The organism is Bradyrhizobium sp. SZCCHNRI1009, assembly GCF_032487575.1.
Lineage (GTDB): Bacteria > Pseudomonadota > Alphaproteobacteria > Rhizobiales > Xanthobacteraceae > Bradyrhizobium.
The window spans coordinates 20097-32742 of the sequence record NZ_JAUEUL010000005.1 but is presented as its reverse complement, the minus strand read 5'-3'; the positions used below and the strand labels follow the sequence as shown (position 1 = coordinate 32742).

Here is a 12646-nt window from a genome sequence, read left to right as displayed (position 1 = left end):
TTGACGGTTTCGACTGCGAATGGCCCCGGCGCGCCACAATTGGCCGGAAGACCTTAACCGCGGGCTCCGCTCCAGTCCCCGAGCGTGGCCTGGATCACGGCGAGGGCGGCAACGCCGGCCGTATCCGCGCGCAGGATGCGCGGACCCAGCGCCAGCCTGATCACGCGCGGCTGGCGCAGCAGCAGCGTCCGTTCATCCTCGGCAAAACCGCCCTCCGGCCCGATCAGCAGGTCGATGCCGCCCGCAGCCTTGGTTCCGTGCAGCGCCTGCAGCGGATCGGCCAGCTCGGCCGCCTCATCGCAGAACACCAGCAGCCGCTCAGGCTGCCGCTGCGCGAGGAAGCGCTCCAGCGGCACGGGGTCCCTGACCTCGGCGAGGCTGAGGATGCCGCATTGCTCGGCGGCCTCGATCACGTTGGCGCGCATGCGCTCGCCATTCACGCGCGACACCTGGGTGTGCCGGGTGATGACCGGCTCGAGGCGCGCGGCGCCCATCTCGACCGCCTTCTGCACCATGTAGTCCAGCCTGGCGTGCTTGAGCGGTGCGAAGACATAGGCGATATCCGGGAGGTGATCCTGCGGCCGGCTCTGTTGCAGGATCGTCAGGGCGTCCGCGCGCTTGCGGCCCTCGATCACGGCCCGCCATTCGCCGTCGCGGCCGTTGAAGACCAGCACGTGATCGCCGGCGCCGAGGCGCAGGACGTTGCCAAGATAATTGCCCTGGTTGCGGTCGAGCGCGACCGAGCCGCCCTCCTGCAGGGGGGCGTCGACGAACAGGCGCGGGGCGGTGAAGTCGTATGCGGGCATGGAGCGAAGCGGTGCCGATGATGGACGTTGCTTACCGGACCCCGCGCCGGCCGCAAAGCAGGCGGAGCCGTCACGGGGTGTTGTCTCAGGTACTGGCGATGGCGCCTTTCGGCCGTGCTGTCGACAGATTTTACCGCTTCGATCCCGCGGGTCGTCCCTTGGGACGGACATCCGACGATTCCGTGAGCCTCGATGCGGAGAACGGCCTTGATCTTGAGACATTCGACTTCGGCGCTTGCGATCTGGGCGCTTGCCGCGACCATCGCCGTGATGGTCGCTGCGCCGTCCCGGGCCGACGACAAGGCGGTCGCCGCGCCGCCGCAGCGGGCGGCGCCCGCGGTTCCGGGCGGCGCTGGCGTGGCTGGCTTTCGCCCGCCCGAAACCTGTCTGAAGGAGTTCACCCCGCTGCGGGACGAGACCGCGCGCCGGGCCAAGCTGCTCAAGGCGGCGACCGAGCGGCGCTTTGCGCCCGGCGAGGCCTGTCAGCTGGTGCATGACTACGAGCTCGCCCAGACCAAGATGATCGACTACGCCGTCGCGCATGCCTCGCTCTGCGGGATCCCGGCCAAGATCACCGATCAGTTGAAGGCGAATCACGAAAACACCCTGACCGTGATGCGCAAGGTGTGCACGGCGACGTGATCCCTCGCGGCGGGCAGGTCGCCGCCGACTGGCTATTCCGTTCATCGGGCGTGCAGGGCGCAGACCGAACCCGATGCCCGGGCCTGACGTCCGTGGTCGGGATTGCATGCCGGTCTGGAACCCGGCTGCGTCCCTCCGCCGCGGATGTGATCAAATCCGCGGTTGTGCTGGACGGACGAGAATCGTAAAAGCCCCGGATCGGATCGTGCTTTCATCCGGAAGTGTTGAGGATTCTTGGTCTTACCGGAGAACCAGCCTTGATCGTCCGCCAGTCTTTCATGCCGCTCGCCATTGCCGCCCTGGTGCTCTCCACAGGGCAGGTCGTCGCGCAGAGCTCGTTTCCCGCGCCGATGCCCGGCCAGGCCCAGACCAGCAACTCGCCGTTTCCGCCCATCAACGGCGCGGCGCCAATGCGGGCTGCGGCTCCGTCGAGCCCGTTTCCGAGCCCCGGCGGCTCCGCGTTCGGTGGCGGCGGCGGTGGCTTTGCGCCTCCGCCGATGGGGGCTGCGCCGCAGGGCGGTCCGCCCGAAAGCTGCATGAAGGAGTTTCTGCCGCTGCGCGAGGAAGCCGAGCGTCGCGGCAAGCTGATCAAGGCGGCGAGCGACCGCAAGGCCTCGCCCGACGAGGCCTGCAAGCTGATCGCGAATTTCGGCAAGGCCGAAGTCAAGATGATCAAATATGTCGAGGCGCATTCGGCGAGCTGCGGCATTCCCCAGCAGATCGCCGACCAGCTGAAGGCCGGTCACAAGAACACCGACGCGCTGGAAAAGAAGGTCTGTGCCGTGGCGGCGCAGATGCAGTCGGGGGCTGGAAGGCCCGCGGCTCCGAGCCTCAGCGACGTGCTGGGCTCGTCGGCCGCGCTGCCTGAAGCCAACACGACGAAGAAGGGCGGCTCCGCCTTCGACACCATGACCGGAAACGTCCTCACCCGATGAGCGACACCGCCGCCCGCGTTGCTGACGCGACCGGCAATTGGGTCGACACGCTGGCGCCGGTCTGGAGCCGGCCTTACCTGCGGCTCGCCCGCTACGATCGCCCGATCGGATCGTGGCTGCTGCTGATGCCGTGCTGGTGGTCGGCCGCCCTCGCGGCCGGGATCGGCGGGAATCTGTCCATGCTGCCGGCGTGGATCGCGCTCTATTTCGTCGGCGCGTTCGTCATGCGCGGCGCCGGCTGCACCTGGAACGACATCACCGACCGCGATCTCGACGCCAAGGTGGAGCGCACCCGTTCGCGCCCGATTCCCGCCGGCCAGGTCGGCGTGAAGCAGGCGCTCGCCTTCCTGGTGGTCCAGGCCCTGATCGGCTTGGCGGTGCTGCTGCAATTCAACCGCTTCGCGATCGCGACCGGCATCGCTTCGCTGCTGATCGTCGCGATCTATCCGTTCATGAAGCGCGTCACCTGGTGGCCGCAGGTCGTGCTGGGTCTCGCCTTCTCGTGGGGCGCGCTGATGGGTTTTGCGGTCGCGTTCGGCCGCATCGATGCAACCGCGCTGCTACTCTACGCCGGGTCGATCGCGTGGGTGATCGCCTATGACACGATCTACGCGCATCAGGACGCCGAGGATGACGCGCTGATCGGCATCAAGTCGACCGCGCGCCTGTTTGCCGAGCGCACGCATCTGGCGCTGGTCATCTTCTACGGTCTGGCCGTCATGCTGATTGGCGCCGCGTTCGCGACGGCCCACGTGCATGTCGCGGCGTGGCTCGGGCTCGCGGGCTTTGCCGCCCATCTCGGCTGGCAGATCCGGCGTCTGGATATCGCCGATCCGGCGCTGTGCCTGCGCATCTTCAAATCGAACCGCGATGCCGGACTGCTGCTGTTCGCCGGACTGCTGGTCGACGCCGTGCTGCGTGCAAGCTGATCAGTTGCGCGCGATGATCTCGCGCTCGCCGCGATGGATCGAGGCGGGATTGAGCTGATAGCCGACACGGCGTCGCATCAGGAAGCGCGGGCGGCGCGAGCGGATCGCGTTGCGGCGGCGGCGGCGCGGCGTGGCCTCGCGGCGCGTGTCCTGCAACTGGGGCAGCGCGAACGTCTCGCTCCACATCGCCCACGCAGCAACGATCTCGGTCTGGTCGTCGCTGACGCAGAGCGGGATGGTCAGGGAAGGGTCGCGGTGGACGAGCACCAGCATCACCTGCGTGGCGTCGATGTCGCGCACGCCGATGCCGAGGAAGTCGCTGACGCGGAGGTTCAGGGCCATGCGCATGCCGCTGACGGCACGACGCAGGACCACGCGCTCCCGGTGCAGTTCGATCTGCCGGATCCCGCCATCGGCACGGGTATCGTGCGCGCTGTACGAGACGGGCAGGGAAAGAGGGTCGAGCCGCAGGACGCGGCCCGACCCAGCGGAATTGCTTCCGCCTGTTGCTGTTTGACGCCTCACGGCTTGGTCTCCCCGCCGGGATTATGCTCCCGGTCGATGCGTGTGACCTTGCCACGCAGATCGCCCGTATCGGCTTAACAAGCCTGGTTAATCAGATCTCACGCATGATCCTCTTACCGTCATGATTGACAAGCGCTTGCCCCGCATGATTGACGAGACCTTGCCGATTTGCCGACAATCCGATGTGCCGTCTGCCGTCCTGCTTGAAGTCGGCGTGAACAGGCCACATTTCGTTTGGATTGAGCCGTCTTCGCCCACCTGACATCGATCGGATCGTGTTCGTGACCTCTTCCCCAGCCTCATCGTCGACCTCCGCCCAATCAGATCTGCTCGACCAGTCCGCCCTGCGAACGCTCGCCGAGCGGCTGGTGGAAGCCGCGAGGAAGGCCGGCGCCGATGCCGCCGACGCCATCGCGGTGCGCGGCATCTCGCTAGGCGTCGAGGTCCGTGACGGCCGTGTCGAGGAATCCGAGCGCTCCGAGGGCGACGATGTCGGCCTGCGCGTGCTGGTCGGCAAGCGCCAGGCCGTGGTGTCGACCAACGATGTCAGCGGCGACGGTGTCGCGCGGCTGGCCGAGCGGGCGGTGGCGATGGCGCGGGTGGCGCCCGACGATCAATATGTCGGCCTCGCCGATCCCGCGCTGCTGGCGCGCGACATTCCCGAACTCGATCTGCTCGATCCGCAGATTCCCTCGACCGCAGAGCTGGAGCGCCGTGCCCAGGAGGCGGAGGCCGCCGCGCTCGGCGTGAAGGGCGTGACGAAGTCCGGTGGTGCGTCCGCCTCGACCGGCATCGGCGGCATGGTGCTGGTCACGAGCGACGGTTTTCACGGCGCCTATCTGCGCTCGAGCCAGAGCATCTCGACGACCGCCATTTCCGGTGAGGGCACCGGAATGGAGCGCGACTACGACTACACGGCGGCTCCGCACGGCGCCGACCTGCTGGCGCCCGCGGCCGTCGGGCGCAGCGCCGGCGAACGCGCGGTGGCGCGCGCCAATCCGCGCAAGGTTGCGACGTGCCAGGTGCCGGTGGTGTTCGATCCCCGCGCGTCCGGCTCGCTGGTCGGACATCTGGTCGGCGCCATCAATGGTGCCTCGATCGCGCGCAAGACCAGCTTCCTCAAGGACAAGCTCGGCGCGCAGCTGTTCGCCAAGGGCATCCGCATCATCGATGATCCGCTGCGCAAGCGGGGCTTGCGGTCGCAGCCGTTCGACGCCGAGGGCGTGAAGGTGAAGCAGACCGCGCTGGTCGACGATGGCGTGCTGACGACGTGGCTCCTCGATTCGGGCACCGCGCGCGAGCTCGGCATGGTGACGACCGGGCATGCCCATCGCGGCGTGTCGTCGTCGCCTTCGCCCGGTCCGTTCAATCTGCATCTCGAAGCCGGCGTCGTGACAGCCAAGGAGCTGATCTCGGACATCAAGCAGGGCTTCTACGTCACCGACCTGATCGGCTCGGGCGTCAACGGCGTCACCGGCGACTACAGCCGTGGCGCGTCCGGCTTCTGGATCGAGAATGGCGAGATCGGCTATGCCGTGAGCGAAGTGACGATCGCCGGGCATCTGTTCGAGATCTTCAAGTCGATGACGCCCGCCAGCGATCTGGAATTCCGCTATGGCGTCAATGCGCCGACGGTGCGCATCGAAGGGTTGACGCTTGGCGGACGGTGAGATCGGGAAACCGGACGACACGAGCCTGGCGGCGGACGCCGGGCTCCTCAAAGAGGCGGTGCGCGAAGCCGGCGAGCTCGCACGTTCGATGTTCGGAACGGAGCTGCGCAAATGGACCAAGGGGGCGTCGTCGCCCGTTTCCGAAGCCGACATGGCGGTCAATGCGCTGCTCGAACGCAGGCTGCGATCCGCAACGCCGGATTACGGCTGGCTGTCCGAGGAGAGCGCGGATGATCGGGCGAGACTTGGTCGATCGCGGGTCTGGATCGTCGATCCGATCGACGGCACGCGGTCCTATCTCGGCGGCCGCAACGACTGGTGCGTGAGCGTTGCGCTGGTCGAGCACGGTGCGCCGATACTCGCCGCCGTGCATGTCCCGGTCAGCGAGGAGTTCTTCTTCGCCGCGCGCGGTAGCGGCACCACGTTGAACGAACAGCCGGTTCGGGCTGCACCTGGACGCGAGCTCGATTTCTCGCGCGTGGCCGGCCCGAAACCGCTGGTTGAGCGGCTGGCTCCGGACGCGGCGCGGATTGAGCTGCATCCGCGAATCGGCTCGCTGGCGCTGCGCCTGTGCCGTGTCGCGCATGGCGGGCTCGATGCCGCTTTTGCAGGCGGACAAAGCCGCGATTGGGACCTTGCGGCGGCTCATTTGATCGTGCAGGAAGCGGGTGGTAAAATGACCGCGTTGTCCGGCGAGGCGATCCTCTATAATCGTCCGGAAGTGGTGCACGGGGTGCTGGTGGCAGCGGGCCGCGACCGACATGCTGACATCGTCGCTCAGTATCGCAGGTTACCGCCGGACTGACGCCCCTGGATCGCACCCTCCATTTCGCCTGCAAGGCGCTGATTAGGAAACGATACCGATGACAGATAGCGCCTCGCAGCAGCTCCTTCACCTCGTGATCGGCGGCGAGCTCATCAACCTCGACAAGAACGAATTCAAGGATCTCGACAAGGTCGACATCGTCGGTGTCTATCCGAACTACGCGGCGGCCCACGCCGCCTGGCGAGCCAAGGCGCAGATGACGGTCGACAACGCCCATATGCGCTATTTCATCGTTCACCTGCACCGGCTGCTCGATCCCGGTCAGGACGCGAAGTAAGACGCAAAGCTCGTCACTTGAAACATCTGGTTCGCAATACGCTGCGCAGCGGCTGGTTCCAGCGCGCCGTCGGGTTCCTCGCCGCCGAGTACCTGCGTCTGGTGTGGCTGACCAACCGCTTCACCTATGAGCCGCCCGAGGTCTACGATATCGTCGAGCCGCAGATGCCGGCGATCTTCGCGTTCTGGCACGGCCAGCATCTGCTGACCCCCTTCATCAAGAACAAGCCGAGCTATCGCGCCAAGGTGCTGATCTCCCGCCATCGCGACGGCGAGTTCAACGCGATCGCGGCGGAGCGGCTCGGCATCGGAACCATCCGCGGCTCCGGCGATCACGGCTCTTCCTTCCACCGGAAAGGCGGAGTAGGAGCTTTCAAGGAGATGGTGCGGGCGCTCGAAGACAACTATAATGTTGCATCGACCGCCGATGTGCCGAAGCGCGCGCGGATTGCGGGTCTCGGCATCATCATGCTCGCGCGTGAAACAGGACGTCCGATCATGCCGTTCGCAATGGTCACGAGCCGCTTCATCCGCCTGAAGAACTGGGACAGCACCACCATCAATTTGCCATTCGGCCGCGGCGCATTGGTGGGAATCAAGGAAATCAACGTGCCGCGCGATGCCGACGCCGCGATGATGGAAGAGGCGCGTCTCGACCTCGAGGCGACGCTGAACCAATGCATGCGCCGCGCCTATGAGATCGTCGGCCGTCCCGAGGCCTGTCCCCCTCCGGTCGCGTCGGGAGCATCGAGTGCCTAGCCCGCTGCCGATGGCCCTGCGTGTCTACCGCGGGTTGTCCTCGGCGGCATCGCCGCTTGCGCCGGCCCTGATCAGGCAGCGGCTCAAGCATGGCAAGGAGGATCCGGAGCGGACCGACGAGCGTCGCGGCCTGAGCCACGACACCCGCCCGCTGGGTCCGCTGGTCTGGATTCACGGCGCCAGCGTCGGCGAGGTGCTCGCGGCGGCGGCACTGATCGAGCGGCTGCGTGAGCTCAACATCCGCATCCTCATCACGTCCGGCACCGTGACCTCGGCCGCGATCGTGGCCAAGCGTTTCCCACCCGACGTGATCCACCAATACGTGCCCTATGACACGCCGCGCTTCGTCGAGCGGTTTCTCGATCATTGGCGTCCCTCGCTCGGGCTGTTCATCGAGTCCGATCTCTGGCCCAACCTGATCCTGGCCGGTGCCTCGCGGCGGGTGCCGATGGTGGTGATCAACGGCCGCATGTCGCCGCGCTCGTTCCCGCGCTGGCGCCGCATGTCCGGCACCATCTCCGCTTTGCTGGGACGCTTTGATCTCTTCCTGACGCAGTCGCAGGCGGATGCCGACCGGTTCTCCGCGCTCGGCGCGCGCAACGTCATCACCACCGGCAATCTCAAGCTCGACGTGCCGGCGCCGCCCGCCGATCCGGCGAAGCTCGATCGGCTCACGGCGATGACGCGCGGCCGTCCGGTCGTCGTCGCCGCCTCCACGCATCCCGGCGAGGACGAGATCCTGATCGCGGCCCATAGGGCCTTGTCTGCGGCCTATCCGTCGCTGCTCACCGTGATCGTGCCGCGCCATCCGCATCGCGGCCCGGCGGTCGCGGAGCTCGTCGCAAGCGCCGGCCTGCAGGGCGCCTTGCGGTCGCGCGAGGACCAGCCGCTCGCCGGCACCGACATCTACGTCGCCGATACCATGGGTGAGCTCGGCCTGTTCTACCGGCTGGCGCCGGTCGTGTTCATGGGCGGGTCGCTGGTCGAGCATGGCGGCCAGAACCCGATCGAGGCGGTCAAGCTCGGCGCGGCGATCGTGCATGGCCCGCACGTGTTCAATTTCACCGACGTCTACGAGGCGCTGGACAAGGCCGGGGGAGCCCGGCTCGCCCACGATCAGGAGGCGCTGATCCGGCAGCTCCGGCAGCTGCTCGCCGATCCCGCAGCCGGCAACAGCCTGGTTGCGGCAGGCACGCGCGTCGTCGATCAGCTCGGTGGCGCGCTGGAGCGGACGCTGTCGGCGCTCGAGCCGTATCTGTTGCAGGTCAGGCTCGAGATGGGGGCCGCCGGCGATGCGTGAGCCGGCCTTCTGGCATCGGCCGCCCTCCTGGCAATCGCGTCTGCTGTCCCCGCTCTCGACACTCTACGGTGCCATTGCCGCACGCCGCATGGCGCAAGTCGGCGTCGATGCAGGCCTGCCGGTGATCTGCGTCGGCAATTTCCATGTCGGCGGCGCCGGCAAGACGCCGACCGTGCTGGCGCTGACCGACATGCTGCGTGACCTCGGCGAGCGGCCGGTGGTGCTGAGCCGTGGCTATGGCGGCCGGCTGCACGGTCCCGTGGCCGTCGATCCCGCTATCCATCAGGCGGCCGATGTCGGTGACGAGCCGCTGATGATGGCCGCGCGGGTGCCGGTCGTCGTCTCGCGCGACCGCGCCGACGGCATCGGCCTCGTCAAGGCGCAGGGCGCCTCGGTCATCCTGATGGACGATGGCTTCCAGAATCCGTCGATCACCAAGGATCTCGCGCTGATCGTGATCGACGGCGCGCGCGGCCTCGGCAATGCCGAGGTGTTTCCCGCCGGACCGTTGCGCGCGCCGCTGCCGCCGCAACTGGCGCGCACCGACGCGTTGGTCGTGATCGGCGGCGGCCGAGCCAGCGATCTGGTCGCTGCGCGTGTCTCGGCGGCCGGCAAGCCGGTGTTCTCGGCCGCGTTGCAGCCCGATGCAAAGGTCGTCGCGGCGTTGCAGGGCAGGCCGCTGCTGGCGTTTGCCGGGATCGGCGATCCCGCCCGCTTCTTCCGCACCCTTCGCGGCGCGGGTCTCGACGTCAGGCGCGAGCGGGCCTTTCCGGATCACCACCCATTCACGACAGGCGACGTCGCAGCCCTCGCCAACGAAGCGAGGCGTGATGGATTTGCCCTGGTGACCACGGAAAAAGATCTCGTGCGGTTCCGCGGCCATGAGGCCGCGCCCGATGTCATGGCATTCCCGGTCACTTTGCAGTTCGACGATCTCGCCGCGTTGCGCGCGCTGGTTGTGCAACGACTGGCAGCGAAGCGTAAAGGTCAGCCGTTGGCCTTCAATGCGCCCGGATAATGCCGCTGCAGCACGGCGGTCGGCACGGCGTAGGCTTCCTGCAGATCGACACTCCAATACTTCAGCTCGTCCAGCGGAATCCGCACATCGGTGACCGCGCAGCGCACATAGCTTCCCGGTGAGATCACCCGGAAATCGCCATCCAGATACTGCACCTGCGCCTCGCCCTGGCCCGAGGGACCAAACTTGTTGAGCACGTCCGCGATCTCCAATTCCTTGCCGTGAAATCCCTCCGCGAGCGCCGCACGCACACGACAGGCCGATTTTCGATAGTGTCCTAGCATAGATGGGGGACGCTGTCCCCCCGCGCAAACCCACTGATTTGTGATGCTTCTGCACGAAACTCCGTGCTAGCTAGGTTTCAATATCCGCCGCTTGTCCCGCCCGGCTGGTTTGATGCGCTCCCTCGTCGCCATCGTTGTCTCAATGCTTTGCGCCACGGCGTTTTCAGCCTTGGCTGAGCCGTTGCCGGCGCCCGTCGCGGTCGAGATTCCCTCGGGAAGCTATGTGCTGCGCGCCCAGCTCTACCGGCCGAAGGGGGCCGGCCCATTTCCGGTCGTCGTTGCCCTGCACGGCTGCGGTGGGCTTTCCGGCCGCTCCGAGCCCGTGCTGCCGCGTTATCGCGACTGGGCGGAGGAACTGGTCGGGGACGGCAAGGCCGTCCTGTTGCCGGACAGCTACGGCTCGCGCGGGCTGGGCCCGCAATGCCGCGTCAAGGAGCGTCGTATCAGCGGCCGGCGCGAGCGTGTCGCGGACATCGTGATCGCGCAGAAATGGCTGGCCAAGCAAGCCTGGGCGATGCCCGACCGGGTCAGTCTGGTCGGCTGGGCCAGCGGTGCGAGCGCGCTGTTATGGGCGGTACGCCCGCAATTGCCCCAGCACGTCTCGCCCGATTTCCGCTCGGCGGTGGCGTTCTACCCGGATTGCCGTGCCTCGTCCGGCCTCGGCTGGAGCACGCGCGTCCCGACATTGGTGCTGATCGGCGGGCTGGACGACGTCTATTCGCCGCCCGCATGCCGACAGATGATCGATGGTGCGCGCGGCCGCAGCGCGCTGACCCGCATCGTGATCTATCCCGGCGCCTATCACGATTTCGATCGTGTGAACCTGCCGCTGCATCAGGTTGCCGGCTCGGATGCCGGGGCGCCCGAGCGCGGCCATGTCGGCTCCGATCCCGAGGCGCGCGCCGATGCGCAGAAGCTCGTGGCCGAGTGGCTGGCGCGCTGAGAACCGATCAGAACAGGCTGCCTTGATCGGCGGGATCGGGCGTGCGCTTCGCTGCCGAAGGCTTGGCCTCGCGCGCAGGTTTCGGCGATGACGGCGCTGCCGGCGGAAGCGGGCGGTCCGCGCCCGCCGTGGCCGCGACCTTGCCGTCCGCAAATTCGATCGAGAGCGCGGCGCCGGGACCGATGCTCGCGGCATGGTGCAGCGGGTGGCCGGCCTCGTCACGCACCAGCGCAAAGCCACGCGCCAGCACGCTGCGATAGGACAGGGCGGTGAGGAGCTTTTCGTTCTGGCCGACGCGGGCCGACAGGCGCTGAAGCTGGGTCAGCAACGCGCGCCGCGCCCGCTCGGCCAGACGTTCGGTTCGGTCGCGCTCGCGACCGATGGCCTGGCGCTTGGCCTGCGCATAGGCCTGCCGAGAGGCCTTGAAGCGGGCATCGAGCGCCTCGAACCGCTCGCGCCGCCGGTGCAACTGGCCGCGCGACGATAGCGACAGCCGTTCGGACGACGCGATCAGGCGATGGCGCGACTGCGCGATCTGCGCGTGCAGCACGCGCAGAGTGAGCTTGGCGCTCGCCGCCGCGAACTGGCGGAAGTGCACATGCGTGTTGGTCTTCAGCGCGCGCGGCAGGCTGGCGGCCGCCGAATCCAGCCGCTGCCTGGGAATGGCGAGCAGATCTCCGGCGCCGGGCAGAGCGCGCGCGGCGGCGCGCAGCTCGTTGCGGCGGCTCTCCTGGCCACGCTGCCAGCAGACGCTGACACGGCGCGCGAGGCTTGCGACCTCCTGCATCAGCTCGCTGCGCACCGGCACCGCCATTTCCGCGGCTGCTGTCGGAGTCGGCGCACGTTTGTCCGCGGCGAAATCGATCAAGGTCACGTCGGTCTCGTGGCCGACCGCCGAGATCAGCGGGATCATGCTCTCGGCCGCGGCGCGGACCACGATCTCCTCGTTGAACGACCACAGGTCTTCCAGCGAGCCGCCACCGCGCGCGACGATCAGCACGTCGGGCCGCGGGATCGGCCCGCCCTCGGGCAAGGCGTTGAAGCCGCGGATCGCGGCGGCGACCTGCTCGGCCGAGCCCTCGCCCTGTACCTTCACGGGCCAGACCAGCACGCGCCGGGGAAAGCGGTCCTCGAGCCGGTGCAGGATGTCGCGGATGACGGCGCCGGTCGGCGAGGTGACGACGCCGATCACCTCGGGAAGCCACGGCAGCAATTGCTTGCGCGCGGGATCGAACAGCCCCTCGGCCCCGAGCTTCCGCTTGCGCTCCTCCATCAGCGCCATCAGCGCGCCGATCCCGGCCGGCTCCAGCGCCTCGATGACGATCTGGTACTTCGATGAGTTGGGATAGGTGGTGAGCTTGCCGGTGGCGATCACCTCGAGCCCTTCCTGGGGCTTGAAGCGCATGCGGCCATGCACGCCCTTCCAGATCACCGCCTCGATCTTGGCGCTCTCGTCCTTGAGCGCGAAATAGCAATGCCCCGAGGAATGCGGCCCGCGAAAGCCGGTGATTTCGCCGCGCACCCGGACATGGCCGAACTGGTCCTCGACCGTGCGCTTCAGCGCCGAGGACAGCTCGGTGACGGTGAATTCGGGCGCGTTGGGCAAGGCTTCCGCAGGCGGCATCGCTGGCTGATTCGGTTCGGGGAGCAGCAGCCAAGGTAGGGGCTTTCCGCGTCCGCCGCCAATCAAGCCGTTGTCTTTTCGATAACTCTGTTATACAGAGTACTCTATA

Annotated in this window: 14 protein-coding genes; 10 read left to right on the top strand and 4 right to left on the bottom strand. The window is 67.6% G+C overall.

Features of this window, described 5'->3' with window-relative positions; all coding sequences use genetic code 11:
- Positions 1 to 53 precede the first annotated feature (53 nt).
- Complete coding sequence (locus QX010_RS11145) at positions 54 to 806, bottom strand: 16S rRNA (uracil(1498)-N(3))-methyltransferase (RefSeq protein WP_316179472.1); 753 nt, start codon at positions 804 to 806, stop codon at positions 54 to 56.
- A 207-nt stretch (positions 807 to 1013) separates the two neighbouring features.
- On the opposite strand from QX010_RS11145, the gene QX010_RS11140 reads away from it, so the two are divergent.
- The 3 genes from QX010_RS11140 (at position 1014) to ubiA (ending at position 3312) form a co-directional block, all read left to right on the top strand.
- Positions 1014 to 1448 carry a hypothetical protein gene (locus tag QX010_RS11140; protein ID WP_315801912.1) on the top strand — a complete coding sequence of 145 codons (435 nt, stop codon included), beginning with the start codon at positions 1014 to 1016 and terminating at the stop codon, positions 1446 to 1448.
- Between the two features lie 257 nt (positions 1449 to 1705).
- The gene (locus QX010_RS11135) at positions 1706 to 2383 is read left to right on the top strand and encodes a hypothetical protein (protein WP_316179471.1); all 678 of its coding nucleotides are present in this window, start codon (positions 1706 to 1708) and stop codon (positions 2381 to 2383) included.
- Positions 2380 to 3312 (top strand): 4-hydroxybenzoate octaprenyltransferase, encoded by a 933-nt coding sequence (gene ubiA, locus QX010_RS11130; RefSeq protein WP_316179470.1) that lies wholly within the window; start codon positions 2380 to 2382, stop codon positions 3310 to 3312. The genes QX010_RS11135 and ubiA overlap by 4 nt, the downstream gene beginning before the upstream one ends.
- On the opposite strand, the gene QX010_RS11125 is transcribed toward ubiA, so the two are convergent.
- Entirely contained in the window at positions 3313 to 3837 is a 525-nt protein-coding gene (locus QX010_RS11125) for a DUF6101 family protein (protein WP_315801914.1), read from the bottom strand.
- A 281-nt stretch (positions 3838 to 4118) separates the two neighbouring features.
- Between QX010_RS11125 and QX010_RS11120 the strand changes: the two genes are divergently transcribed.
- From QX010_RS11120 to lpxK, 6 genes are read left to right on the top strand one after another with little or no spacing between them, the layout of a single operon-like run.
- A complete protein-coding gene (locus QX010_RS11120) occupies positions 4119 to 5507 on the top strand; it encodes a TldD/PmbA family protein (protein ID WP_410051943.1) in 1389 nt (462 codons plus the stop codon).
- A gap of 58 nt (positions 5508 to 5565) precedes the next feature.
- Positions 5566 to 6312 (top strand): 3'(2'),5'-bisphosphate nucleotidase CysQ, encoded by a 747-nt coding sequence (locus tag QX010_RS11115; RefSeq protein ID WP_315802166.1) that lies wholly within the window; start codon positions 5566 to 5568, stop codon positions 6310 to 6312.
- A 58-nt stretch (positions 6313 to 6370) separates the two neighbouring features.
- Positions 6371 to 6610, top strand: a complete 240-nt coding sequence (locus tag QX010_RS11110; protein ID WP_009031572.1) for a DUF4170 domain-containing protein — start codon at positions 6371 to 6373, stop codon at positions 6608 to 6610.
- A gap of 17 nt (positions 6611 to 6627) precedes the next feature.
- A complete protein-coding gene (locus QX010_RS11105; RefSeq protein ID WP_315801916.1) occupies positions 6628 to 7368 on the top strand; it encodes a lysophospholipid acyltransferase family protein in 741 nt (246 codons plus the stop codon).
- The gene (locus QX010_RS11100) at positions 7361 to 8668 is read left to right on the top strand and encodes a 3-deoxy-D-manno-octulosonic acid transferase (protein WP_316179466.1); all 1308 of its coding nucleotides are present in this window, start codon (positions 7361 to 7363) and stop codon (positions 8666 to 8668) included. Before QX010_RS11105 ends, QX010_RS11100 begins: the two co-directional genes overlap by 8 nt.
- Positions 8661 to 9686 (top strand): tetraacyldisaccharide 4'-kinase, encoded by a 1026-nt coding sequence (gene lpxK, locus QX010_RS11095; protein ID WP_315801918.1) that lies wholly within the window; start codon positions 8661 to 8663, stop codon positions 9684 to 9686. The genes QX010_RS11100 and lpxK overlap by 8 nt, the downstream gene beginning before the upstream one ends.
- Here the strand turns inward: lpxK and QX010_RS11090 are convergent.
- On the bottom strand, positions 9656 to 9883 hold the full coding sequence (locus QX010_RS11090; RefSeq protein WP_315801919.1) for a DUF2093 domain-containing protein: 228 nt from the start codon (positions 9881 to 9883) through the stop codon (positions 9656 to 9658). The two genes, lpxK and QX010_RS11090, sit on opposite strands and share 31 nt — an antisense overlap.
- Before the next feature lie 199 nt (positions 9884 to 10082).
- Between QX010_RS11090 and QX010_RS11085 the strand changes: the two genes are divergently transcribed.
- Entirely contained in the window at positions 10083 to 10913 is an 831-nt protein-coding gene (locus QX010_RS11085; RefSeq protein ID WP_315801920.1) for a dienelactone hydrolase family protein, read from the top strand.
- A 7-nt stretch (positions 10914 to 10920) separates the two neighbouring features.
- On the opposite strand, the gene xseA is transcribed toward QX010_RS11085, so the two are convergent.
- Positions 10921 to 12537: an exodeoxyribonuclease VII large subunit gene (xseA, locus tag QX010_RS11080; protein ID WP_316179463.1), complete on the bottom strand. Its 1617-nt coding sequence runs from the start codon at positions 12535 to 12537 to the stop codon at positions 10921 to 10923.
- Positions 12538 to 12646: the final 109 nt, after the last annotated feature.